This window comes from Pantoea sp. NPDC088449 (assembly GCF_044753225.1).
Taxonomy (GTDB): domain Bacteria; phylum Pseudomonadota; class Gammaproteobacteria; order Enterobacterales; family Enterobacteriaceae; genus Pantoea; species Pantoea floridensis.
In genome coordinates, this window is the sequence record NZ_JBIVMT010000003.1 from 107,521 (window position 1) to 133,515 (window position 25,995).

Genomic DNA, 25,995 nt, shown 5'->3' on the forward strand with positions numbered 1-25,995 from the left:
TTCTATCAGGCCAAACGTCCGTGGCACTGTTTGTATTTTTTGCCAGAACCGCATGGGCAAAGGTCATTACGCCCTACTTTGCGTTCGCCCCCTTGTGCCGCTAAGGCTTCGGCTGCTGCAGTTGCATCATCAACATGGCTCAACTGCTGCTGCTGTGCTAAACGCTCAGCTTCTTCACGACGCTGCTGCTCCATCGCTTCTACTTCTTCTGGCATGCGTACCTGCACCTTGCTTAAGGTGCTGATCACTTCATACTTCAGCGACTCCAGCATGGCGGCAAACATTGCGAAGGATTCACGTTTGTACTCCTGCTTGGGATCTTTCTGCGCATAACCACGCAGGTGGATCCCCTGGCGCAGATAATCCATTGCCGCCAGATGCTCTTTCCAAAGTGAATCCAGCGTTTGCAACATCACGCCTTTCTCGAAGTTACGCATCATCTCAGCGCCAACCACTTCTTCTTTAGCAGCATAGTTTTCGGCAGCGTTACTCATAATACGTTCGCGCAGCGTCTCTTCATGAAGGTCTGGCTCTTTATCCAACCATTCGGCAATCGGCAGGTTCAGATCGAAGTCATTACGCAGACGCTCTTCCAGTCCCGCCACATCCCACATTTCTTCCAGCGACTGCGGTGGAATGTACGTATCGATAGTGGTTTTGTAGACATCTTCACGGATGCTGTTGATGGTTTCAGACACATCAGAAACATCCAGCAGTTCGTTACGCTGGCTATAGATAGCACGACGCTGATCGTTAGCGACGTCATCGTATTCCAGCAGCTGTTTACGAATATCGAAGTTGCGACTTTCCACTTTGCGTTGAGCGTTGGCAATTGCTTTGGTGACCCATGGATGCTCAATCGCTTCACCTGGCTTCATACCCAGTTTACGCATCATGTTTGATACGCGGTCCGAAGCGAAGATACGCATCAAGGCATCTTCCATCGACAGGTAGAAGCGTGAAGAACCGGCATCACCCTGACGACCAGCACGACCACGCAGCTGATTATCGATACGACGCGATTCGTGACGCTCAGTACCAATGATGTGCAGGCCGCCCGCCGCCAGCACTGCATCATGACGCAGTTTCCAGGCGGCTTTCATCGCCTCAATTTGCTCTTCAGTCGGCTCGTCCATGGCGGCAAGCTCAGCCTGCCAGCTACCGCCCAGCACGATATCGGTACCACGACCAGCCATGTTGGTGGCGATGGTTACTGCCGATGGCTGGCCTGCCTGTGCCACGATATCCGCTTCACTGGCGTGGAACTTGGCATTCAGTACGCTGTGTTTGATGCCCGCGCGCGTTAGCTCATTGGAAACCACTTCAGATTTTTCAATCGAAATTGTACCTACCAATACCGGCTGACCTTTTGCCGTGCAGTTACGAATGTCTTCAATAATGGCGTCGATCTTCTCTTTCTCGGTCATATAAACCAAGTCGGCCATATCTTTACGCACCATCGGGCGGTTAGTTGGCACCACGATAGTATCGAGCTTATAGATTGAGCTGAATTCAAACGCTTCGGTATCGGCGGTACCGGTCATACCGGCCAGTTTCTCGTAGATACGGAAGTAATTCTGGAAAGTAATGGAGGCCAGCGTCTGGTTTTCATTTTGAATTTCCACGCCTTCTTTCGCTTCAACCGCCTGATGCAGACCATCTGACCAGCGACGACCTTGCATGGTACGACCGGTATGTTCATCGACGATGACCACTTCGCCATCTTTCACGATATAATCCACGTCGCGGGTAAAGAGCGCATGGGCACGCAGTGCCGCAGTAACGTGGTGCATTAACATAATGTTGGTTGGAGAGTAGAGAGACTCACCTTCTTCCATGATGTTTTGGCTAACCAGCAGCTCTTCAACTTTAACCAGGCCGCGCTCGCTCATGTGTGCCTGACGCGCTTTCTCATCAACCCAGAAATCGCCTTCACCCTGGAAGGTGTCAGAATCTTCTTTTTCCTGACGAATCAGATGCGGGATAATTTTGTTTACCTTGGTATACAGCTCAGAACTGTCTTCGGCTGGACCAGAGATGATCAGCGGCGTACGCGCTTCATCGATCAGAATGGAGTCAACTTCATCCACCAGCGCATAGTGCAGTTTGCGCTGAACACGCTCTTCAGGGCTGAACGCCATGTTATCGCGCAGATAGTCGAAGCCGTATTCATTGTTCGTACCGTAAGTAATATCAGCCGCATAGGCTGCACGCTTCGCTACGGCTGGCATATTAGGCAGGTTAATACCGATGGTCAGGCCAAGGAACTCAAACAGTGCACGGTTATTTTCGGCGTCGCGCTGCGCCAGATAGTCGTTGACGGTGACCACGTGCACACCTTTACCGCTTAGCGCGTTCAGATAAGCAGGCAAGGTCGCGGTCAAGGTTTTACCTTCACCGGTGCGCATTTCAGCGATGCAGCGATCGTTTAACACCATGCCGCCAATCAGCTGGACGTCAAAATGACGCATGCCGAATACACGCTTACTCGCTTCCCGCACGGTGGCGAAGGCCTCAGGAATCAGGCTTTCAAGGCTTTCGCCCTTTTTCAGGCGCTCACGGAACAGATCGGTTTTTGCTTTCAGTTCATCATCAGAGAGCTTAACGAAATCCGGCTCCATCTTGTTGATGATGTCTACCACTTTGCGCATACGACGCAGAGTACGATCATTGCTGCTGCCAAATACTTTAGTTAACAGTTTGATTAACATAATAAATTATTCTCTTTTCAGCCGTGACTTCACGGACTGCAAAATCTAAAACAGGATGTGGAAAAAAACGTTAGCAGTTAGGCAATGAAAGGTCCGGCGCGGATGCCATGGATAGCAGCCTGCCAGTCAGCAGAAGTGTGGATTTGCGGTTCACGGTGGCGCAGTGCTAGCTGTGGCTCAACGGCATTAAGCGGTTGCGTAGGTGATGTCAGTAGCGCCTGAAGCGAACCAATCAACGCCAGTTTTTGTGCCGCTAATGGTACAGCTTGATTGGCCTCCGCCTGAGCAGGCGGCGTCATACTAAAAGAAAGATGTCTGATAACTGTGCGGATGGCATGTTGATGCCAGTAATCGACGTTAAAACTTGGTCGACGCGCACTTTCCTGCAGACGAATCAGATGATCGAAATGGACAACATTGCCAACAAACAGGCTGCTGATCGGCGAATCGTTCGCCGTGGGCTCAGAACTTTGCGCACAGGCAGGCAAACCCAAACTGGCCGCCACCATCCCTAATAGGAGATGAGGCCAGAAGTAGCGTCTGCCTAATTGTCGCCAGCGTGAGAAAATCCCGATCACAACCCGTCCACAATGCATTGAATAAAAGGATAAAGCCTTCGCGTGAGTCTGCGTTACCCGGCTTATATGAGCGCCAGATGATAGCACTTATGTTGCGCTTCGACACCAGTGATTAAAGGGGCTTCGGCGGAATTCACGTTTTTTTGTACAGGGTTTCGCCAGTCACGACAGTGAAATGAGATCGGTTTTGCAGGATTAAAAGCGAGGCAATAAAAAACGGCAGATTCCACTGACCGGAGAGGGTGTCAGCGAAACCTGCCGCATTACGTCTGACTTACGCCAGAACTAAATTAGGTGCTTTGAATGCCAGTGGCAGTTCTGCTTCATCTTCGAAGGTAGCCCATTCCCAAGCTTCCTGCTTCGCCAGAACCGCTTGCAGTAACTTGTTATTCAATGCATGGCCCGATTTAAAGGCGGTAAATGCGCCAATAACATTGTGGCCGCACATGAACAGGTCACCGATCGCATCGAGCATTTTGTGACGAACAAACTCGTCTTCAAAGCGCAAACCGTCTTCGTTTAATACGCGGAAATCATCAAGGCCAATCGCACAATCTAAACTACCGCCCAGGCACAGGCCTTTAGACTGCAGATATTCGATTTCACGCATAAAGCCAAAAGTGCGCGCACGGCTGATTTGACGCACGAAATTCTCAGCCGAGAAGTTGAGCTGGTAACGCTGCGAACTTGAGTCAATCGCTGGATGTTTAAAGTCGATAGTAAAGTCGAGTGAGAACCCGTTATAAGGTTTGATCTCAGCCCACTTATCGCCATCTTCCACACGCACGGTTTGCTTAACACGCACAAATTTCTTCGCGCTGCTCAGCTCTTCAATGCCTGCATCCATCAGCAGATAGACAAAAGGTGCGGCACTGCCATCCATAATCGGGATTTCCGGTGCATCAACTTCAACAATAATGTTGTCGATGCCTAAACCCGCCAGTGCGGCGTTCAGGTGTTCAACTGTTGAAATACGCACGCCTTCATCATTCACCAGGCACGTACTTAGCATGGTGTCGCGCACATATTTTGCATCAGCCGGGAAATCAACCGGTGGATTCAAGTCAGTGCGACGATAGATGACCCCGGTATTAGCCGACGCAGGGCGTAATGTCAGCGTGACTTTCTTGCCGGTATGTAAACCGACACCTGTCGCCTGAACAATACGTTTTAATGTCCTTTGTTTGATCATCGCATTATCTCGCAATATTACCTTCCGACCGCCAGTATAAATTACCGGCGGGGGAATACTTTAGCACAAAGAGCGGAGAATCCCAATTCTCGGGATATTCTTAGTCAGCCTGTTTACGCAGGAAGGCTGGAATATCCAGATAATCAGGTTCTTTGCTTGATGCGGCTGGCTGGTCATTAACCACTTTAGCAGCAGGTTTCTGCTCCTGCGGCAGCGGCGCCATGCCGTGCTGCTGGTAGCGATGATCCATCACTGGCTGTGTGGCTGGCTTATTCGTTACCAGGGTGATTTCTGGACGCTTATCCATGCCAATACCGGTCGCAACTACGGTGACACGCAGTTCGTCGTTCATCTCTGGATCCAGAGAAGTACCAATTACTACGGTAGCGTTGTCAGACGCGAAAGCGCGAATGGTGTTACCCACGGTTTCAAACTCATCCAGACGCAGATCGAAGCCAGCGGTGATGTTGACCAGCACGCCGCGCGCGCCAGAAAGATCGATATCTTCCAGCAGCGGGCTTGAAATCGCCATTTCAGCGGCTTCTTCCGCACGATCTTCACCGCATGCCACGCCTGAACCCATCATGGCGTAACCCATTTCTGACATCACGGTACGCACGTCTGCGAAGTCAACGTTCATCAAGCCAGGGCGCGTGATCAACTCAGCAATACCCTGTACAGCGCCTTTCAGTACATCGTTAGCTGCGCCGAACGCATCCAACAGCGAAATACCACGGCCTAATACTTTCAACAGCTTGTCGTTTGGAATAGTGATCAATGAATCGACGTGCTTCGAAAGCTCGGCGATACCCTGCTCAGCAAAAGCCATACGCTTTTTGCCTTCAAAGTTGAATGGCTTCGTTACCACTGCAACAGTCAGGATACCCAAATCTTTGGCTACTTCAGCGACCACTGGCGCAGCACCCGTACCGGTACCGCCGCCCATGCCTGCTGCGATAAACACCATGTCTGCACCATCCAGCGCAGCACGCAGTGCTTCGCGATCCTCTTCTGCAGAGTTACGACCCACTTCTGGGTTCGCACCTGCACCGAGACCTTTAGTGATATTGGTCCCGATCTGGATCGTCTGGCCGACCGCTGTCTTACGCAACGCTTGCGCGTCGGTGTTCACAGCGAAGAATTCCACACCTTCGATACGCTCGCGTACCATGTGCTCTACGGCGTTACCGCCGCCACCGCCGACGCCGATGACTTTAATCACCGCGTCATTGGTTAATTCCATAGGTTCAAACATGATTTCTCTCCGTTATGTGCCTGTCGCCTGGAGATCATAAACATTGCCAGCATGATCTCCTTTTTCAAAAATTAAAACTCTTTCTTCAGCCAGCTATTGATTCGCTTAAACCAATTGCCCACCGAAGCACGTTTTTCCGTTTCCGCATCACCGTTCATATGTGACTCTTTGCCATAATGCAGCAGTCCAACCGCCGTAGAGTAATACGGCTCCTGCGCATAATCCGTCAGGCCGGTGATGTTGAGCGGCTGTCCAATGCGCACCTGCGTGTGGAATACACGCTGTGCACAGGCTGCCAAACCTTCAATCTGCGCCGCACCACCGGTCAGCACGATACCGGCCGCCAGATGATGTTTTACGCCCTGCTGGCGCAGCTGCTCCTGTAGTTGCAGAATCTCGTCGTTAACCAGATTCAACAGTTCGGTGTAACGCGGCTCAATCACTTCGGCCAGCGTTTGGCGCTGCAGGCTGCGAGGTGGACGTCCACCGACGCTCGGCACTTCGACGTTTTCGTCTTTGCCGACAATCGAGCCTAATGCACAACCGTGACGCACTTTAATCGCTTCCGCGTCGGTAGGCGGTGTACCAAAGGCGTAAGCAATATCGCTGGTCACCACGTTCCCTGCATACGGGATCACTTTGGTATGACGCAGCGCTCCGCCAGTATAAACAGCGATATCCATTGTACCGCCACCGATGTCAACAACACAGACTCCCAGCTCACGTTCATCTTCAGTCAAGACGGAAAAACTGGAAGCCAGCCCGGCAAAAATCAGTTGGTCAACTTTCAGGCCGCAACGTTCAACGGCTTTAACAATATTTTTTGCCATATCGTTGTGGCAGGTGATCAGATGCACCTTCGCCTGCATACGTACGCCGGAAAGGCCTACAGGATTTTTGATGCCTTCCTGATAATCGATGGCATATTCCTGCGGTATCACATGCAGGATACGATGTTCATCACGTACGCGAACGGATTTCGCCGTATGCACTACGTTCTCTACATCATCCTGAGTCACTTCCTCTTCCGAAATCGGAACCATCCCGATTTCGTTCTGGCAACTGATATGTTTGCCCGATAATGCAAGGTAGACCGAAGAAATCTGGCAATCCGCCATCAGTTCAGCCTGATCGATGGCGCGCTGTACGCATTTCACCACCGACTCAAGGTCGTTTACGCCGCCTTTATCCATACCGCGAGACGGGCAACTGCCCACCCCAATAATATTGACCATACCATCGGGCAGAATTTCCCCAACCAGGGCGGACACCTTTGCGGTGCCAATTTCGAGTCCTACTACCAGTTTTCTGTCCGTTGCCTTGATCATTGTGGTTTAGCCTGTGCCTGGTTCTGTTGCTGATTACTGTCCTGTGGCTCTATCGGTGCCGCTGCCCAGCCCACTGCGGCGCCCGAGTCGTAGCGCAAATCGACGTAGGTAATGCGCTGATTATGACTCTGGCCCTGCTGCTGCAGCTCCGGATAGAGCTCAATAAAACGGTTCAGACGCTTCATGGTATCGCTGCGTCCCAGCTCAATGCGCACATCGTCACTGGTCACTAATTGCCATGAGCGCCGCGCCGTCATCGACGCGACCTTCAGGGTAAACTTGTTAGCCTTTAACACATCACTCATGGTGTGATAGCCGGCCAACACCTCATTTTCACTGCCTTCCGGGCCATAAAGCATTGGCAAGGTTTCTTTGCCAATGTGACTGGCCGGAACGCTGAAGGAGACGCCATCGGCGTCAACCATATGTGAGTCGTTCCAACGTGCCACCGGAACATACTCCACCAAATTTATCTTCAGCTCATCAGGCCACTGCTTCCGCACACTGACCTGCTTTATCCAGGGCAAACGCTCGATCTGCTGTTGAATGATATCGACGTTCTGCGACATGAAGGTCCCAGGCGCGCCGAGCGATAAAATCGCCTGGCGAATATCATCATGCGTGGTGTAGTGGGTTTGCCCCGTCACCACCAGCCTGGATAACGGCAAGCGCGACGCGTCATTCATCCACTTCAGCACCACAAGGCCGCCCGCCACCATAATGCCTAACACTATCAGCAGGAACACGATGCCAAACAGTCGTGCACCGTTGCTACGCCCGGAGCGCGCACGCTCCTGAGGTTCACGATTGCGTACTCGTATCGCCGCCTGAGACATATCAGTCAGCCAGCTCCAGAATACGCGCCACTAGCTGCGGGAAACTGTATCCCGCCTGCTTCGCCGCCATGGGTACCAGACTGTGGCTGGTCATGCCTGGTGAGGTATTCACTTCCAACAGCTGGAAATTGCCCTCGCCGTCAGCCATAACGTCCACACGTCCCCAGCCGCTGCAACCCAACGCGCGCCAGGCTGCCCACACCAGCGTCTGCAACTCTGCTTCCTGCTCAGCGCTTAAACCGCTCGGACAGAAGTACTCAGTATCGTCAGAAATGTATTTAGCTTCATAGTCATAGAACTCGCTGGCGGTTTTAATTCTGATTGAAGGCAGAATTTGCTCACCCACGATGCCCACGGTGTACTCGGCGCCGCTGAGAAACGCTTCAATCAGCACGTCGTTATCGTGACGAAATGCCTCTTCCAGCGCGGCAGGTAGTGTGTCCGCATGATTCACACGGCTGATGCCAACGCTGGAACCTTCACAGCTTGGCTTCACAAACAGCGGTAAACCCAGCGCCTGAACGGCGGCGGTGGTATCTGCATCTAAACCTTGCTGATATTGCTGACGCGTTAGCCAGACAAATTTGCCTGAAGGTAATCCCCTGCCCTGCCACAACAATTTGCTGCGCAGTTTGTCCATGGTGATCGCCGAGGCCATTACGCCACTGCCGGTATAAGGGAGCTGCAAGAATTCCAGCACCGCTTGCAAGGTGCCGTCTTCACCACCGCGACCATGCAGCGCAATAAACGCTTTCGCAAAGCCTTGCTGTTTTAGCTCCAGTACCGACACATCACGCGTATCGACAGCATGCGCATCAATGCCCATTTCACGCAGTCCGGCCAGCACCGCCGCACCTGACATCAGCGAGACTTCACGTTCGGCTGAGGTGCCGCCCATCAATACTGCGACCTTCTCAGTCATGACGCGCCTCCATTTTTACCGCAGGCTGCAGGGCGTTTTCCGCCAGCTTACGTGCAATCTTGCCGATGTTGCCTGCGCCCTGAACGATCACCAGGTCATCACCTGACAGCAACGGGGCCAATGCATCTGGTAAGGCATCATGCTCAGAGACCAGAATCGGGTCCACCTTGCCACGGTTACGAATCGCGCGGCACAGGGAGCGGCTATCGGCGCCCGGAATGGCGGCTTCACCGGCCGGATAAACATCCAGCATCAGCAGCACATCCACCTGCGACAGCACGTTAGCGAAATCATCAAACAGGTCACGCGTACGCGTGTAACGATGTGGCTGGAATACCATCACCAGTTTCTTCTCAGGCCAGCCGGCACGTGCGGCTTTGATGGTGACATCCACTTCGGTTGGATGATGGCCGTAATCATCGACCAGCATCGCGCTGCCCGGGTTGCCATTGACGGCGGCGGTATCAAACTCGCCCAAGACATCAAAGCGGCGTCCGGTGCCCTGGAAGCTCTCCAGCGCGGCCAGAATCGCGTTATCTTCAATCCCCTCTTCGCTGGCCACCGCCACCGCCGCCGCCGCGTTCAATGCGTTATGACGGCCAGGCGCATTCAGCGTGACGTTCAGCACTGGCTTGTCCTGACGGATCAGCGTGAAGTGCCCCTGTGCGCCACGCTGCTCGTAATTTTCAATACGCACGTCAGCGTCATCGCTGAAGCCGTAAGTTGTGACCTGACGGCCTACACGTGGAATCAGGTCACGAATCACCGCGTCATCCACACACATCACCGCGCGTCCGTAGAATGGCAGGTTGTGCAGGAAGTTAATGAACGTCTGTTTCAGATTCTCGAAATCGCCCTGATAAGTGTCCATGTGATCCGCTTCGATGTTGGTCACAATCGCCACCATCGGCTGCAGATGCAGAAAGGACGCATCGCTTTCGTCCGCTTCGGCGATCAGGTAACGGCTGCTGCCAAGGCGCGCATGTGTACCTGCAGCTTTAACCAATCCACCGTTAACGAAAGTCGGATCCAGGCCGCCTTCGGCATAAATACTGGTTACCATCGCGGTAGTGGTGGTTTTGCCGTGCGTTCCGGCAACCGCAATGCCGTGACGGAAACGCATAAGTTCCGCCAACATTTCCGCACGGCGAATCACAGGAATACGCTGCTCACGCGCGGCCACTAATTCCGGGTTATCTTGCGCTACGGCCGTTGAGACCACGACAACACTCGCATCGGTCACGTTTTCTGGACGATGATTGAAGTAAATCGTTGCGCCCAGCGAGGCCAAATGCTGCGTCACGGGGTTTGGCGCCAAATCAGAACCGCTGATGTGATAACCTTCGTTCGCCAACACCTCGGCAATACCGCCCATGCCAGCACCACCGATGCCAACAAAGTGAATGTGCCGGACGCGACGCATCTCGGGCACAATAGAACGCAGTTTTGCCAATTGTTGTGTATTCATCTGTTTCAATTACCTGTTTTTCCCGTTTGTACCCGCTTAAGGTACGGGCCAAATCAACTGGCCGATTAATTTACTTCGCGACGCGCGCCACTTCATTTGCAACCCGCTCGGTTGCATCCGGAATCGCCACCTGACGGGCTTTTTCTGCCATCGCCAGTAATGAGGTGCGATCCCAGTGACGCAGCGTGTCCGCTACAACAGACGCAGTAAACTGCGGCTGCTCGAAAATTTTGGCCGCGCCCGCCTTTTCCAACGGCAGCGCATTCCAGTACTGCTGACGATCTTTGTGCTGAAACGGCACGAAGATCGCCGGTAAACCTGCGGCAGCCACTTCGCTAACCGTCAAAGCTCCAGAACGGCACACCACCACATCCGCCCATGCGTAGGCTTCGGCCATGTCATCGATAAACTCAGTGACTTTGTGCTGCGGCTGGCCCGCGGCGCGATAAGCCTGCTGCACGGTTTCCAGCCCGCCTTTGCCGGTTTGATGCCAAACCGTAATGGCTTCACCCAATTCCGCAGCCACCTGTGGCACGGTCTGATTGAGGATGCGTGCGCCCTGGCTGCCACCGACCACCAGCACGCGAATCGGGCCGAAACGTCCACTCAGCCGCTCTGCCGGTAACGGCAGGGCTAGCACATCGGTGCGCACCGGATTCCCCACCACTTCAGCCGTTGGGAATGCGCCCGGAAATGCCTGCATCACTTTGGTGGCGATTTTCGCCAGCCACTTGTTGGTCAGCCCGGCAATGCCGTTCTGCTCATGCAGCACCACCGGAATGCCGCAGCTCCACGCGGCCAATCCGCCGGGACCCGAAACGTAACCGCCCATGCCCAGCACCACATCCGGTTGCCAGCTCTTCATAATGCGACGCGCCTGGCGCCACGCATTAAAGATGCGCACCGGTGCCAAAAGCTGCGCTTTCACACCTTTGCCGCGCAAACCGCTGATGCGGATAAAATCAATTTCGATACCGTTTTTCGGCACCAAATCCGCTTCCATACGGTCAGCGGTTCCGAGCCAGCGCACCTGCCAGCCCTGTTCCATCAGGTGATGGGCAACGGCCAGACCGGGGAACACGTGTCCGCCAGTACCGCCTGCCATGACCATCAGCCGTTTGCCACTCATCGAGCACCTCGGGTAAACGCCTGCGCTTTTGCCAGACGCGTTTCATAATCTATGCGTAATAAAAACACGATGGCGGTCGACATGATGATCAGACTCGAACCACCGTAACTGATCAGCGGCAGCGTCAGACCTTTGGTGGGCAGCATACCGGCTGCCGCACCGACATTAACCAGCGCCTGGAAGCTGAACCACACGCCAATTGAGCAAGCGAGGAAGCCTGAGAAGCGCTGATCGATCTCCAGAGCACGGCGACCAATCGACATCGCGCGAAAAGCGACGAAGAATACCATCAACAGCGCTAAAACCACACCGACATAACCCAACTCTTCACCGATGATGGAGAAGATAAAGTCGGTATGGGCTTCTGGCAGATATTCCAGTTTCTGTACCGAGTTGCCTAAACCCTGGCCCCAAAACTCACCGCGACCAAAAGCCATTAAGGATTGCGTCAGCTGATAGCCGCTACCAAAGGGATCTTCCCATGGATTCCAGAAAGAAGTGACGCGACGCATACGGTAAGGCTCAGCGATGATCAGCAGCACCACAGCAAAAATGCCGGAGCCGATAATCGCCAGGAACTGCCACATTTTCGCACCGGCGAGGAACAGCATCGCCAGCGTGGTAACAAACAGCACCACCACGGTGCCGAGGTCCGGCTGTGCCAGCAGAAGTACCGCCAGCACCACCATTACGCCCATTGGTTTACAGAAACCCCAGAAGTTATTGCGCACTTCTTCCACTTTGCGCACCAGATAGCTGGCGAGATAGCAGAACAGCGTTAACTTCGAAAGCTCGGCTGGCTGAATACGCAGCGGGCCAAGGGCAATCCAGCGAGATGCGCCGTTAACGGAGCTGCCGACAACTAATACAATCAGCAGCATGACGACCGAAACCATCAGCATCACGTTGCTATAGCGCTGCCAGAAATCCATTGGGACACGTAATGTCACCAGCGCCATACCGAATGCTAGGGCGATATAAAATGCATCACGCTTGGCAAAATAGAAGGGATCTTCGTTCAGGCGCTGGCCTACTGGCATTGACGCCGATGTCACCATAACAAAACCGATCAGCGCCAAACCAAAGGTCAACCACAGTAGCGTTCGGTCATACAGCACCACCGGCGCATCATCGTTATCACGCGCGCCCATCACCCAATCGCGTAAGCGAAGTGACAGATAGCTGGCTATACCGGAACCAGGAATACGCATCAGCTCAGCTCCTTCGCCAGTTGCGCGAACCGATCGCCACGCTGTTCAAAATTACGAAACTGATCGAGGCTGGCGCAAGCCGGTGACAACAGCACCATGTCGCCAGGTTTCACCTGAGCGGCGATCTGAATCATCGCCTGCTGCATAGTCTCGGTGCGCGTTGCGATTTCCGGGCGGAGATCCGCTAACGCGTCGCCATCGCGGCCAAAACAGAACAGCTTTACGTTGTCGCCTTGCAGATAACGCGCCAGCGGGCTGAAATCAGCCGATTTACCGTCACCGCCCAGCAGCAGCCATAGCGTACCTTTCACCTGCAGGCCATTCAGTGCCGCTTCGGTGCTACCCACGTTGGTGGCTTTGGAATCGTTAATCCAGCGCACACCGTTAGCTTCATGTACCAGCTGGAAGCGATGCGCCAGGCCAGTGAAGGTAGTAAGCGCTTTTAAACTGGAGGCACGCGGAATATTTACCGCATCGGCCAATGCTAACGCAGCCAGCGCGTTGGTGTAGTTATGCTGACCTACCAGCGTCATCTCATCGGTATTCAGAACCTTTTCACCCTTCACTCGCAGCCAGGTACTGCCCTGCTGCTGATTGAGATGATAATCGCCAAGGTTGATACCAAAGCTCACGCAGCGCTGATCGACGCCGCGTACCGGCATGGTCATGCCATCGTCGGCATTGACCACGCAGACGCTGGCGTTTTCGTAAATGCGCAGCTTGGCTGCACGATATTGCTGCATGCCCAGCGGATAGCGATCCATATGATCTTCAGTAAGATTGAGGATCGTTGCCGCCGCCGCTTTCAGGCTATGCGTGGTTTCCAGCTGGAAGCTGGAAAGTTCTAATACATATAGCTGAGCCGGTGATTTCAGTAGTGTCAGCGCGGGTAAACCGATATTGCCGCCCACGCCCACCTGCCAACCTGCCGCGCGAGCCATCTCACCCACCAAGGTAGTTACGGTACTTTTGCCGTTGGAACCGGTAATCGCCACAATCGGTGCCTGGGCTTCACGGCAGAACAGCTCAATATCGCCGATGACCTCAATCCCGGCATCCGCTGCTTCGCTTAAGGCAGGATGAGCCAGCGCGATGCCAGGGCTGGCGATAATCAAATCAGACGCCAGCAGCCAATCGCTATTGATACCGCCAACATAGCGCTCCACCGAGGCTGGCAGTTCTTCCAGTCCCGGCGGCGAGACACGGGTATCCATCACGCGTGGCGTTACGCCTTGCGCGAGGAAGAAATCAACACAGGAGAGGCCAGTGATGCCTAATCCAATGATGACGACTTTTCTGCCCCGATAGTCAGCCATGATTAACGTACCTTCAGCGTTGCCAGGCCAATCAGCACCAGCATCAGCGAAATAATCCAGAAGCGCACGATGACGCGCGGCTCCGGCCAGCCTTTCAATTCATAGTGATGATGAATTGGCGCCATGCGGAAAATGCGTTGGCCGCGCAGCTTGAACGATCCCACCTGCAGAATCACCGACAGCGTTTCCACGACAAACACGCCGCCCATAATTACCAGCAGGAATTCCTGACGCAGCAGCACCGCGATGGTGCCAAGCGCGCCACCCAGCGCTAATGAGCCGACATCGCCCATAAACACCTGCGCTGGATAAGTGTTGAACCACAAAAATCCGAGGCCTGCCCCGACAATCGCGGTGCAGACAATCACCAATTCACCGGCGTGCCGTAAATACGGAATATGCAGATACTCAGCAAATTTAACGTTGCCGGTCGCCCAGGCCACCAGCGCGAAGCCAGCTGCCACAAATACGGTTGGCATAATCGCCAGGCCATCAAGGCCATCCGTTAAGTTAACGGCGTTACCCGTACCGACAATCACGAAATACGCCAGCACTACGTAGAACAAACCCAGCTGCGGCATAACATCTTTAAAGAACGGCACCACCAGCTGTGTGGCTGGCGTATCTTTGCCAGCGATAAACAGCGCAAACGCGACGGCCAGAGAAATCACTGACATCCAGAAGTACTTCCAGCGCGCGATCAGGCCTTTGGTATCTTTACGCACCACTTTGCGGTAGTCATCCACAAAGCCGATGATGCCAAAGCCAACCAGCACCACTAGCACGCACCAGACATAAGGATTGGACGGGTACGCCCACATCAGCACCGAAATGGTGATGGAGGTGAGGATCATCACGCCGCCCATGGTGGGCGTGCCGCGCTTGCTGAAGTGCGATTCTGGGCCATCGTTACGTACCACCTGGCCAATCTGCAGTTTCTGCAGCCAGGCAATCAGGCGTGGACCCATCCACAGAGAAATGAACAGAGCGGTCAGCAGGCTGACAATGGCGCGAAACGTCAGATACGAGAAGACGTTAAAGCCGGAATAAAATGCGACCAGATGTTCGGCCAGCCAGACTAGCATGTTCCTTTCTCCTGTAAGCTCTGTACTACCTGCTCCATGGCGGCACTACGTGAACCTTTAACCAAAATAGTGATGTCCTGATGTTCGGACAGCAATGTGCGTAAACGTTCAGTCAACGCGGCTTTAGTGGCGAAATGCTCGCCTTTACCGCTACTTTCGCCAATCAGCTGGCTGAGCGTTCCGGTGCTTAATACGCAATCAATGCCTGCGGTTCTCGCTGCGTCGCCCACCTGACGGTGACACAACTCCGCTTCATCACCCAGCTCTGCCATATCGCCCACTACCATCACGCGGAATCCAGGCATATCACCCAGTACCTGCGCCGCGGCCGTCATCGAACCGACGTTGGCGTTATAGCTGTCATCCAACAGTAATTGATTGGCCGCCAGACGAATCGGGTACAGGCGTCCGGGAACCGGCTGCAACGTTTTTAGCCCGCTCTGAATTGCCGTCAGTGGTGCATCTACCGACAGCGCCAGCGCTGCTGCGGCTAACGCATTGGCGATGTTATGACGCCCAGGCAGCGGCAGCTCAACCGCAATATCGCCGCGCGGTGTATGCATGGTGAACAGCGTGGCATCCGCACGCAGAATGATTTCGCTGGCACGAAACTCAGCATCAGCCATCGGCTGCGGTGAGAAGCGCCACAAAGTTTTATCCACGAACTGAGATTGCCAGTGGGCAAGGTCGTTGCTGTCGGCGTTGACGATCGCGGTGCCGTGAACCGGCAGTCCACCAAAAATTTCGCCTTTTGCTTTGGCGACGCCCGCCAGCGAACCGAAGCCTTCCAGATGCGCCGCCGCAAGATTATTCACTAGCGCCGTTTCCGGACGCACTAAATCAGTGGTGTAGGCAATTTCACCCTGGTGGTTGGCGCCCAGCTCAATCACCGCGTAAGCATGCTCTTTGGTGAGACGCAGCAGCGTCATTGGCACACCAAAATCGTTATTCAGATTGCCTGCGGTGTAGAGCGTTTCACCGCATTGGCGCAGAATCGCGGCGGTCATCTCTTTAACGGAGGTTTTACCGGATGAACCTGTCAGCGCTACGACACGTGCGTTCGCCTGCTGACGCACCCACGCAGCGAGCTGTCCAAAGGCAATGCGCGTATCAGCCACGACCACCTGCGGCACTGTAGACGGCAACAGTTTGCTGACCAGCAGCGCCTGCGCACCGTTGGTAATGGCATCATTGGCGAAATCATGGGCATCGAAACGTTCACCGACCAGCGCCACAAACAGGCTGCCGGCGGTGACTTTACGCGTATCGGTGGTGACATCGGCGACGGTTAAATCCGCACCGTGCAGTTTACCGCCGCTGATATCGGCCAGGGTTTGCAGAGAAACGGGGATCATGCCATCACCCCCAACAAACGAGCGACGGTGTCACGATCCGAATAATCTAAGCGGCGGTTACCAATGATTTGATAATCTTCGTGGCCTTTTCCGGCCACTAGCACGATGTCATCCGCGCGGGCTTGCATGACGGCGTTGGTCACCGCTTGCGCACGCCCTGCGACTACGCGTGCACGGCCTGGATCGAGCAGCCCGGTGAGAATGTCATTCACAATGGACATCGGCTCTTCGCTGCGCGGATTATCGTCGGTGATCACCACGATGTCGGAGAATTGCTCAGCAATTGCACCCATCAATGGGCGTTTGCCTTTATCACGATCGCCACCGCAGCCAAACACGCACCAAAGCTGACCTTTACAGTGCAGACGCGCGGCTTCCAACGCTTTCTCCAGCGCATCCGGCGTGTGAGCGTAATCGACAACAACCGTAGGTTTTTCTGGTGCGGTGAAGACTTCCATGCGACCACAAACCGGTAACAACTGTGGCGCAGTCGCTACCAACGCATCGAGCGGATAATCCAGCGTCAGCAATGTCGCTAGCGCCAGCAGCAAATTGCTGACGTTGAAAGCGCCCATCAGGCGGCTATCAAACTCGCCGTCGCCCCAGCTGGAGCTGAATTGAATATGTGCGCCACCATCGTGGTAATTCACCGCCGTGGCTTTGAGCCAGCGGCCATGGCAGCCAGATTGCAGATTATTTTCCATAGTCACCGCTACGGCATCCGGCAATTTTGCCAGCCAGCGACCTCCTACTTCATCATCGGCATTGATAATGGCTTCGGCCACCTGATGCTCAGAGAACAGTAGCCATTTGGCAGATTCGTAGCCCTGCATATCACCATGATAATCAAGGTGATCGCGGCTTAGATTGGTAAATACCGCCGCGGCAAACGGCAGCGCTGCGACGCGGTGCTGCACCAAACCGTGTGAAGACACTTCCATTGCTGTCAGGGTTGCGCCCTGCTCGACCAAATCATTCAGAACGTGTTGCACATCTACCGCGGAACCGGTGGTGTTTTCAGTTGCCACCAGTTGACCGTAAAGACCATTGCCCACCGTGCCCATCACTGCGCCGGTTTCACCCAGCAGATTGGCCCACTGCGCCATCAGTTGTGTGGTGGTGGTTTTACCGTTGGTGCCGGTCACACCAATTAATTTCAGTTTGCTCGCAGGCTGCTGATAAAAGCGTCCGGCCAGTGCAGAGAGACGCTGCTGTAACTGCGCCAGATAAATAACCGGGACGCCATGCATCTCGCGGATATCTCCATCGCTGGCTTCGCCTTCGGCCTCGGCAATGACTGCTGCCACGCCTTGTGCGATAGCCTGCGGAATAAAACGACGTCCATCAGCATGATGGCCCGCCACGGCGATAAACAGATCGCCAGAAGCCGCCGCGCGGCTGTCTAGTGTCATGTCACGGAGTGGACGCGCCGGCGCACCCGGCACCCACGGGGCCAGTAAGTCGCGCAGGTTACGATCTGTCACTTGATTCCTCACTTCTATTCTTCACCAACTCGTTCTTATCAACCGTTGGCAGCGCATCAGGTTCAATGTTCATGGTACGTAACACGCCGCCCATGATGGCGCCAAACACCGGTGCTGAAACCGCACCACCATAATATTTACCGGCCTGTGGATCGTTGATAACCACAACCAGCGCAAAACGAGGATGACTGGCAGGCGCAACGCCTGCGGTATAAGCAATGTATTTATTGACGTAACGACCATCCGGTCCCACCTTTTTGGCGGTACCGGTTTTAATGGCAATGCGATAGCCTTTGATGGCGGCTTTGACGCCGCCACCGCCTGGCAACGCCACGCTTTCCATCATATGCATCACCGTTCTCACCAGGTCTTCCTGGAAAACGCGTTCACCCGCTACCGGCGGGTCAACTTTGGTGATCGACAGCGGGCGGTTAATGCCATAGCTGCCAATGGTTGCGTAGACTCGCGCTAACTGTAACGGCGTTACCATTAGCCCGTAGCCGAAAGAGAAGGTGGCCCTCTCTATGTCAGACCACCGTTGTTTTTGAGGGTATAAGCCACTGCTTTCCCCGACCAGCCCCAAATTGGTCGGTTTACCCAGGCCAAAGCGCGCATAAGTATCTACAAGCGCTGAGGAGGGCATCGCTAACGCCAAACGTGAAACCCCGACGTTACTCGACTTCTGTAAAACCCCGGTAAGGGTTAATTCGCTGTAGCGCGCCACGTCTTTGATCTCATGACCATTCACGCGGTACGGCACGGTATTCAGGACGCTATTTTCTTTCACCACGCCACGCTGTAAAGCCGTCATCACCACCATCGGTTTCACGGTGGAACCCGGTTCGAAAATATCGGTGATGGCGCGGTTACGCATGACATCTTTCGGCGTGTTGCTGAGATTATTCGGGTTATAAGCGGGGCTATTTGCCATTGCCAGCACTTCACCGGTGTTCACATCCACCAGCACCGCAGTGCCCGACTCCGCTTTGTTGAAGGCCACGGCGTTATTCAGTTCGCGGTAAACCAGCGCTTGTAGACGTTCATCAATGCTCAGCGTCAGGTTATGTGCCGCACGGCTATCAACCGAGGAGATATCTTCGATTACGCGGCCGTTGCGGTCTTTACGCACAGTACGTTCGCCTGGTGCGCCAGTCAGCCATTTGTCGAAGCTCTTTTCGATGCCTTCGATGCCCTGGCCATCGATGTTGGTGAAACCAATCAGGTGCGCGGTAACCTGGCCCGCGGGATAATAACGACGCGACTCTTCACGCAGATAAATGCCCGGCAGTTTAAGTTTTTTTACGTACTCGCCAATCGCTGGATTTACCTGACGCGCCAGATATACAAAGCGTCCTTTTGGGTTGGCGTTAACTCGCGATGCGAGCTGATCCAGTGGAATCGATAAGGCATCAGACAGGGCCTTCCAGCGACCATCCAGCGATACACCGCCGTGCTCATGAAGCTCTTTGGGATCGGCCCAGATCGCATTTACCGGCACGCTTACCGCCAGCGGACGTCCCGCTCGATCGCTAATCATGCCGCGTGCTGTGGGCACCGCCTGAACGCGCAGCGAGCGTAAATCGCCCTCTTTGACCAGTTTATCGGGGTTGATCACCTGCAGCCACGCTACGCGCGACAGCAGTCCGCCCAGCGCCAGTAAAATGCAACCGCACAGTAACGCAAAACGCCAGCTTACAAAGCTGGCCTTATCTTCTTGTTTTTTTAACTTCAGCGTTTTGCCTGCGCCACTCATTGAGTTCTGCGATTCCTTATTTCTGCACCACAATATTTTCCTGTGAAGGATCAACATGCTGCATTTGCAGTTTATCGGTTGCTATCCGCTCTACCCGGCTATGATCGCCGAGCGCGTTTTCTTCAAGAATCAGGTTGCGCCATTCGATATCAAGCGCGTCACGCTCCAGCACCAGCTGTTCACGTTGCGCCGTCAGCAGACGCGTTTTATGCGTAGTCGTCACAACCAAGACTGAGGAGACCAGCACGGCCACCAACAGCAGCACCGGTATCTTGCCAAATCGCAGCAGGTCCCCCCCGATGACGCCCGGTAAGCTATGGCGCTCGTTGCCAATCATGACGCGGTTCGCTCCGCGATACGCAATACCGAACTGCGCGCTCGTGGGTTTTCGTTCACTTCGGCTTCGCCGGGGATCAGCTTGCCAAGCGTTTTCAATTCACGGCCGCCCAAGGCTTTAAGCTGCGCTTCAGTCATTGGGATCCCGGCCGGCACCTGCGGACCACGGCTCTGATCGCGCATAAAACGCTTCACTAAGCGATCTTCCAGCGAATGGAAGCTGATGATCGATAATCTGCCGCCGGGAGCAAGAACTGACAGCGCGCCCTTCAACGCGATATCGATCTCTTCCAGCTCGCTGTTGATCCAGATACGAATCGCCTGGAAGGTACGCGTCGCCGGATGCTTAAACTTGTCTTTCACCGGCATTGCCGCAGCGATAACCGTGGCCAGTTCTTTGGTGCGCGTCATTGGCTGTTCACGATTGCGCTCAACGATGGCGCGCGCGATACGTTTACCAAAACGCTCTTCACCGTAGGTTTTAATCACGAAGGCGATATCGGCCTCTTCAGCGCTCATTAGCCACTCTGCTGCCGACTGCCCACGCGTGGGGTCCATGCGCATATCCAGTGGTCCATCACGCATGAAGGAGAAGCCACGTTCGGCATCATCCAGCTGCGGTGAAGAGACGCCAAGATCAAGCAAAACGCCATCGATCTTGCCCGTCAGCCCGCGTGCTTCGACATACTCCGCCAGCGCCGAAAATGGCCCATGAACGATCGAAAAACGGGGATCTTTTATCTCAGCGGCTGCGGCTATCGCTTGCGGATCGCGATCAATCGCTATCAATTGCCCTTTCTCGCCAAGCTGCGAAAGGATTAAGCGCGAGTGACCGCCGCGACCAAAAGTGCCGTCAATATAAATGCCGTCTTCCCTGATATTGAGGCCGTTAACCGCCTCATCCAGCAGCACTGTGGTGTGTTTAAAATTTTCCTGCATAGCTATAGCGACAAGTCCTGCAACCGCTCAGATAAAGGCTCCTGAGCCGACTGTTCTGTGTCAATATCATCCTTAACTTGTTGATACCAGGTCTGTTCATCCCACAGCTCAAACTTGTTGAACTGTCCAACCAGCATCACTTCTTTGCTCAGGCCTGCATGTTGTCGCAACGTATTCGCCAACAACAAACGGCCAGCATTATCCATCTGACACTCACTAGCATGTCCTAACAGCAATCGCTGCACGCGACGCTCGCTGGGATTCATGCTGGATAAGCGAGAGAGCTTTTTCTCAATAATTTCCCATTCGGGCAGGGTATAAAGCAGCAGGCATGGCTGGTGGAGGTCAATGGTGCATACCATTTGCCCCTGAGACTCTGCGACAAGCAATTCACGATAGCGTGTTGGTACTGCTAATCGTCCTTTGCTGTCGAGATTGACTAACGTTGCTCCACGGAACATGCCAGCCTTACCCCTCAATCACCCGTTTTCACCACTTTATCCCACTTTTTACCACGAAACGAGTTTACGGAGCCGATGAAATCCTTGTCAAGCCGCAACGGCAAGTGAATATCACTATTTACATCGCGTGAAATTAATCCGGGAGGGAATAAAAGGGTAATAAGTAGAGAAATAAAAAATTAACCTGATGAATAGTTGAATAAATTTTTTCGCAATGTGAAAAGTGGCGAAAAATAAAACGCTGTCAGGCAAAAATATATTTGCCCCGTAATATGCGACAGCGGCTGCATTTTAGGGGATTTCTGAAAGGAAGCCCAGCACCATCACAACAGCTCTGCTAGCAGCTACTGCTGAATATGTAAACAAATACGAAAAGTCAGTGGGGATAAATTGTTAGATAGGGTGGCGATAATTTACGCTTTTTTACGCCTGGCGCATTTGAGCAAAATAGTTGTGAAGAAAATAAAGCGCGGGCAGAGAACTGCCCACACTTTCATTTAGTGCGACGACTTAATTGTCCGCGGCGGAATAAATTACGGCGAATGCGCGTTAAACCCGGCTTCGGTTTCCGCGGCTCATCTAATGAGGCTAATACCAGCTCCAGAACTCTTTCCGCAACATCGCGGTGACGCTGCCCCACAGCCAGGACCGGGCATTCCAGGAAATCCAACAGTTCGTGGTCACCAAAGGTGGCAATCGCCAGGTCGGTGGGTAAACGACCATCGCGCTTGAGCGTGATATCCATCACCCCTTGTAACAGGCCAAAAGAGGTTGTGAATAGTGCGTCCGGCATCGGATGATCTTCGAGGTACTTTTCAAACAGCGTTGCCGCAGCAGCACGATCGAAGCTATTGCAGTAGATGTAATCGATTGGTCGCGCGTCATCCTTCCACGCATCGCGAAAGCCCAATTCACGCAAAAAACTGACCGACAGCTCCGGCAGCGCGCCAAGGAACAGCACATTTTTAACTGGAAGCTGACGCAATTCAGCGGCCAGCATCTGCGCATCATCCTGATCGGCCCCCACAACACTGGTGAAGTGCTCACGGTCCAGCGCGCGGTCCAGCGCGATAATTGGCAAAGGATCGTTAATCCAGCGCTGATAGAACGGATGCTCAGGCGGCAGCGAGGTGGAAACAATGATGGCGTCCACCTGGCGTTGCAACAGATGCTCAATACAGCGCATTTCGTTATCTGGCTGATCTTCCGAGCAGGCAATCAACAGTTGATAACCACGTTGACGCGCCTGACGCTCAAGATAATTAGCGATACGCGTATAACTGGTATTTTCCAAATCAGGGATCACCAGGCCAATTGAGCGCGTGCGTCCGGCGCGAAGGCCTGCCGCGACGGCATTGGGGTGATAATTGTGTTCACGCACCACCGCCATGACTTTCTCGACGGTTTTTTCGCTGACACGATACTGCCGCGCTTTGCCATTGATTACGTAGCTGGCCGTGGTGCGCGACACGCCTGCCAGGCGCGCAATTTCATCCAGTTTCACGATGACACCTTAATTCTGATAAGCCAGCGCTGGCGAAAATATCCGCAGAGTAGCTAAGGATAAAACATTTGTAACATCTAACCGCAGAAAAGTACGCTGAGCAACCGCTTTTCTCCAGCATCTTGCCGAAGCGCATAAAATAAAAAAACCCGGCATTTCGCCGGGTTAGCACAGAATATGATGGTTACGGTGCGTTATTAGCGCATAACGCGATCGCCGCGTGATACGCCAACGATTCCTGAACGTGCCACTTCAACAATTTCCGCCACGTCACGAACCGTGTTGAGAAACGCGTCGAGTTTATCGCTCGTTCCCGCTAGCTGAACCGTGTAAAGCGTTGGTGTGACGTCAATAATCTGCCCACGGAAAATCTCCGCACTGCGTTTCACCTCTTCACGACCGTAGCCGCTAGCCTGAATTTTCACCAACATGATTTCGCGTTCAACATAGGCGCCCTGCCCCAGCTCGCTGACACGTAACACGTCAACCAGCTTGTGCAATTGCTTTTCGATCTGCTCCAGCACTTTCGCATCGCCAACCGTTTGGATGGTCATACGCGATAGCGTGGGATCATCGGTGGGCGCCACGGTAAGACTTTCGATGTTATAGCCGCGTTGCGAGAAAAGCCCCACTACGCGGGACAATGCGCCGGATTCATTTTCCAGCAGAACCGATAAAATACGACGCATAATTAAGTCCTCTCCGTTTTGCTCAACCACATCTCATCCATCGAACCACCGCGAATCTGCATCGGGTAAACGTGCTCGCTGCCGTCAATATTCACATCAACAAACACCAGACGCCCTTTCGCCAATGTATCCAGCGCCAGCTGCAGCTTCTCTTCCAGCTCGGCAGGATGATGAATCGCGATACCCACATGACCGTACGCTTCCGCCAGACGAACGAAGTCCGGTAGCGACTGCATGTAAGACTGAGAGTGGCGACCAGAGTAAATCATGTCCTGCCACTGCTTAACCATGCCGAGGAAGCCGTTGTTAAGGTTCAACACCAGCACCGGCAAATCGTACTGCAGCGCAGTAGAGAGTTCCTGAATGTTCATCTGGATACTGCCATCGCCGGTCACGCAAATAACCGTTTCATCCGGCAGCGCCATCTTCACGCCCAGGGCAGCAGGCAGGCCGAAGCCCATGGTGCCCAGGCCGCCGGAGTTGATCCAACGACGTGGTTTGTCGAATTGGTAATAAAGCGCAGCGAACATCTGATGCTGGCCCACGTCGGAGGTGACGTAAGCTTCGCCTTTCGTCAGACGACAGATGGTTTCGATGACCGCCTGCGGTTTAATTTTGTCGCTGCTGCGATCAAATTCCAGGCATTTACGACTGCGCCAGCCTTCAATGGTTTGCCACCAATCGCGCAGGCTATCAAGCTCCTGCTTCGCATCGCTTTGTGCCAACAGTTCAAGCATTTGCGCCAGCGTCTGTTTCGCATCACCGACAATTGGAATATCTGCGCTGACGGTTTTTGAAATCGAGGTTGGATCAACGTCGATATGCATGATGGTGGCATTCGGGCAGTACTTCGCCAGGTTGTTGGTGGTGCGATCGTCGAAACGCACGCCAATCCCGAAAATCAGGTCAGCGTTATGCATGGTCATGTTAGCTTCGTAGGTGCCGTGCATTCCAAGCATGCCAACGCTCTGACGATGTGTGCCGGGGAATACACCCAAGCCCATCAGCGACATGGTTACCGGTATATTGAGTTGCTCAGCCAGCTGCAGCAGCTCAGCTTCACAGCCGGACATAATCGCACCGCCGCCCGCGTAAATCACCGGCTTATGTGCCGCCAGCAATGTTTGCAATGCGCGCTTAATCTGGCCTTTATGGCCCTGAATCGTTGGATTGTAAGAGCGCATGCTCACGGTTTCCGGCCAGACGTAAGGCAATTTATTAGCCGGATTGAGGATATCTTTTGGTAGATCGATAACCACCGGGCCCGGACGACCGCTCGCCGCCAGCCAGAAGGCCTTTTTCAGCACGGTTGGAATCTCTTCGGTGCTTTTTACCAGGAAGCTGTGCTTCACCACCGGGCGGGAGATGCCGACCATGTCGCACTCCTGGAACGCATCGTAGCCGATGAGTGAAGAAGGCACCTGACCCGACAGAATCACCATCGGGATAGAATCCATATAGGCGGTTGCAATGCCGGTAATGGCATTGGTGGCGCCAGGACCCGAAGTTACCAGCACTACGCCCACTTCGCCGGTGGCGCGCGCCAGGCCATCGGCCATGTGCACCGCGCCTTGTTCATGACGGACCAATACGTGGTCAATTCCACCGACCGTTTGCAGTGCATCGTAAATATCGAGCACCGCTCCGCCCGGATAGCCGAATACCTGCTTAACGCCCTGATCGATTAACGAACGGACGACCATTTCGGCTCCTGACAACATCTCCATTTTCTGCCTCCAGGCTTGAGGGACTGAATCCACTGACGTTCGCGTTTCCCGCACGCCACTGATATCCGGCCCCCGCATACCAATTAAGATCAAAACCTTATGTTTATGCTCAGAAGACGGCGTTCATTTCCGCCTTCCAGGTACAGGGAATCTACTTGAGTTAATTCTTCTGAGAGTAGGTCGATTACCATAACCGCAGACAACCCGGCCTGCAAACGCCAGCACGCCACCTCACGTTCGATCCGGCAATAAAGGCACTGATGCGTGATTATCGCCTGCGAGGATTAAACTAATGCTTTGTCATAACCTCAGAGGAAAATGCTGGATTGGAGATTATTTGCAGCGTGATATAAGAAATATGATTTTCATATTACCTGACCACTCAGGCCACAATCTTTTGGGATAATTACTTTCTGGCGTGATTAACTGAAAAATGCTTCGCTCACATCATATTCCTCTAAACAACAAGCTTTGTCCTGTTTTTACCACATCTTGCCTCAATCATTTAAAACGTTAAATAACAACAATTTAAAATAAATTATTTTTTCTAAACGTTTGTTTAAGCTGCGGATTCTGCTTATCCAGGTGCTAATTAATGCCATTGCTCTGCTCAGCCGAAAAATCGCAGCACATCACCCTTTTGACTGCGCTAAAATACCCTTGCACTTGAGGTTGACTTCACTCGTCAATTCCAGTACCAATATGTGCAGCACACA

21 protein-coding genes are annotated in these 25,995 nt (G+C 53.7%); all 21 read right to left on the reverse strand.

Translation table 11 applies throughout. From position 1 onward, the window contains the following. Positions 1-5: 5 nt before the first annotated feature. Positions 6-2,711, reverse strand: coding sequence for a preprotein translocase subunit SecA (gene secA / locus ACIP6T_RS15045; protein ID WP_097094931.1), 2,706 nt, complete (start codon positions 2,709-2,711; stop codon positions 6-8). Positions 2,712-2,788: 77 nt separating this feature from the next. Continuing rightward, on the reverse strand, positions 2,789-3,289 hold the full coding sequence (gene secM / locus ACIP6T_RS15050) for a secA translation cis-regulator SecM (protein WP_320204463.1): 501 nt from the start codon (positions 3,287-3,289) through the stop codon (positions 2,789-2,791). Between the two features lie 274 nt (positions 3,290-3,563). Further along, positions 3,564-4,481, reverse strand: coding sequence for a UDP-3-O-acyl-N-acetylglucosamine deacetylase (lpxC, locus tag ACIP6T_RS15055; RefSeq protein ID WP_097094933.1), 918 nt, complete (start codon positions 4,479-4,481; stop codon positions 3,564-3,566). Between the two features lie 100 nt (positions 4,482-4,581). Then, a complete protein-coding gene (ftsZ, locus tag ACIP6T_RS15060; protein ID WP_008108602.1) occupies positions 4,582-5,736 on the reverse strand; it encodes a cell division protein FtsZ in 1,155 nt (384 codons plus the stop codon). 71 nt (positions 5,737-5,807) lie between these two features. Then, positions 5,808-7,064, reverse strand: a complete 1,257-nt coding sequence (gene ftsA / locus ACIP6T_RS15065) for a cell division protein FtsA (RefSeq protein ID WP_007888634.1) — start codon at positions 7,062-7,064, stop codon at positions 5,808-5,810. Next, a complete protein-coding gene (gene ftsQ, locus ACIP6T_RS15070; RefSeq protein WP_097094934.1) occupies positions 7,061-7,900 on the reverse strand; it encodes a cell division protein FtsQ in 840 nt (279 codons plus the stop codon). The genes ftsA and ftsQ overlap by 4 nt, the downstream gene beginning before the upstream one ends. A 1-nt stretch (position 7,901) precedes the next feature. Continuing rightward, entirely contained in the window at positions 7,902-8,822 is a 921-nt protein-coding gene (locus tag ACIP6T_RS15075) for a D-alanine--D-alanine ligase (protein ID WP_400457989.1), read from the reverse strand. Next, positions 8,815-10,290: a UDP-N-acetylmuramate--L-alanine ligase gene (gene murC / locus ACIP6T_RS15080; protein ID WP_097094936.1), complete on the reverse strand. Its 1,476-nt coding sequence runs from the start codon at positions 10,288-10,290 to the stop codon at positions 8,815-8,817. Before murC ends, ACIP6T_RS15075 begins: the two co-directional genes overlap by 8 nt. Positions 10,291-10,360: 70 nt before the next feature. Continuing rightward, entirely contained in the window at positions 10,361-11,419 is a 1,059-nt protein-coding gene (gene murG / locus ACIP6T_RS15085; RefSeq protein WP_400457990.1) for an undecaprenyldiphospho-muramoylpentapeptide beta-N-acetylglucosaminyltransferase, read from the reverse strand. Then, positions 11,416-12,630: a cell division protein FtsW gene (ftsW, locus tag ACIP6T_RS15090; RefSeq protein WP_097094938.1), complete on the reverse strand. Its 1,215-nt coding sequence runs from the start codon at positions 12,628-12,630 to the stop codon at positions 11,416-11,418. The genes murG and ftsW overlap by 4 nt, the downstream gene beginning before the upstream one ends. Further along, positions 12,630-13,946 carry a UDP-N-acetylmuramoyl-L-alanine--D-glutamate ligase gene (murD, locus tag ACIP6T_RS15095; RefSeq protein WP_400457991.1) on the reverse strand — a complete coding sequence of 439 codons (1,317 nt, stop codon included), beginning with the start codon at positions 13,944-13,946 and terminating at the stop codon, positions 12,630-12,632. The genes ftsW and murD overlap by 1 nt, the downstream gene beginning before the upstream one ends. 2 nt (positions 13,947-13,948) lie before the next feature. Beyond that, the gene (gene mraY / locus ACIP6T_RS15100) at positions 13,949-15,031 is read right to left on the reverse strand and encodes a phospho-N-acetylmuramoyl-pentapeptide-transferase (protein ID WP_097094940.1); all 1,083 of its coding nucleotides are present in this window, start codon (positions 15,029-15,031) and stop codon (positions 13,949-13,951) included. After that, positions 15,025-16,386: a UDP-N-acetylmuramoyl-tripeptide--D-alanyl-D-alanine ligase gene (gene murF, locus ACIP6T_RS15105; RefSeq protein WP_345827271.1), complete on the reverse strand. Its 1,362-nt coding sequence runs from the start codon at positions 16,384-16,386 to the stop codon at positions 15,025-15,027. Before murF ends, mraY begins: the two co-directional genes overlap by 7 nt. Then, positions 16,383-17,870, reverse strand: coding sequence for a UDP-N-acetylmuramoyl-L-alanyl-D-glutamate--2,6-diaminopimelate ligase (gene murE / locus ACIP6T_RS15110; RefSeq protein WP_400457993.1), 1,488 nt, complete (start codon positions 17,868-17,870; stop codon positions 16,383-16,385). Before murE ends, murF begins: the two co-directional genes overlap by 4 nt. After that, positions 17,857-19,623: a peptidoglycan glycosyltransferase FtsI gene (locus ACIP6T_RS15115; protein ID WP_097094943.1), complete on the reverse strand. Its 1,767-nt coding sequence runs from the start codon at positions 19,621-19,623 to the stop codon at positions 17,857-17,859. The genes murE and ACIP6T_RS15115 overlap by 14 nt, the downstream gene beginning before the upstream one ends. A gap of 16 nt (positions 19,624-19,639) precedes the next feature. Continuing rightward, positions 19,640-19,960, reverse strand: coding sequence for a cell division protein FtsL (ftsL, locus tag ACIP6T_RS15120; RefSeq protein WP_097094944.1), 321 nt, complete (start codon positions 19,958-19,960; stop codon positions 19,640-19,642). Further along, positions 19,957-20,898, reverse strand: coding sequence for a 16S rRNA (cytosine(1402)-N(4))-methyltransferase RsmH (rsmH, locus tag ACIP6T_RS15125; RefSeq protein WP_345827273.1), 942 nt, complete (start codon positions 20,896-20,898; stop codon positions 19,957-19,959). Before rsmH ends, ftsL begins: the two co-directional genes overlap by 4 nt. Positions 20,899-20,900: 2 nt before the next feature. Beyond that, complete coding sequence (mraZ, locus tag ACIP6T_RS15130; protein ID WP_097094946.1) at positions 20,901-21,359, reverse strand: division/cell wall cluster transcriptional repressor MraZ; 459 nt, start codon at positions 21,357-21,359, stop codon at positions 20,901-20,903. 493 nt (positions 21,360-21,852) lie between these two features. Continuing rightward, the gene (gene cra / locus ACIP6T_RS15135; RefSeq protein ID WP_097094947.1) at positions 21,853-22,863 is read right to left on the reverse strand and encodes a catabolite repressor/activator; all 1,011 of its coding nucleotides are present in this window, start codon (positions 22,861-22,863) and stop codon (positions 21,853-21,855) included. A gap of 197 nt (positions 22,864-23,060) precedes the next feature. After that, a complete protein-coding gene (gene ilvN / locus ACIP6T_RS15140; protein ID WP_007885011.1) occupies positions 23,061-23,552 on the reverse strand; it encodes an acetolactate synthase small subunit in 492 nt (163 codons plus the stop codon). 2 nt (positions 23,553-23,554) lie between these two features. Further along, positions 23,555-25,279, reverse strand: a complete 1,725-nt coding sequence (gene ilvI / locus ACIP6T_RS15145; RefSeq protein ID WP_097094948.1) for an acetolactate synthase 3 large subunit — start codon at positions 25,277-25,279, stop codon at positions 23,555-23,557. Between the last annotated feature and the right edge of the window lie 716 nt (positions 25,280-25,995).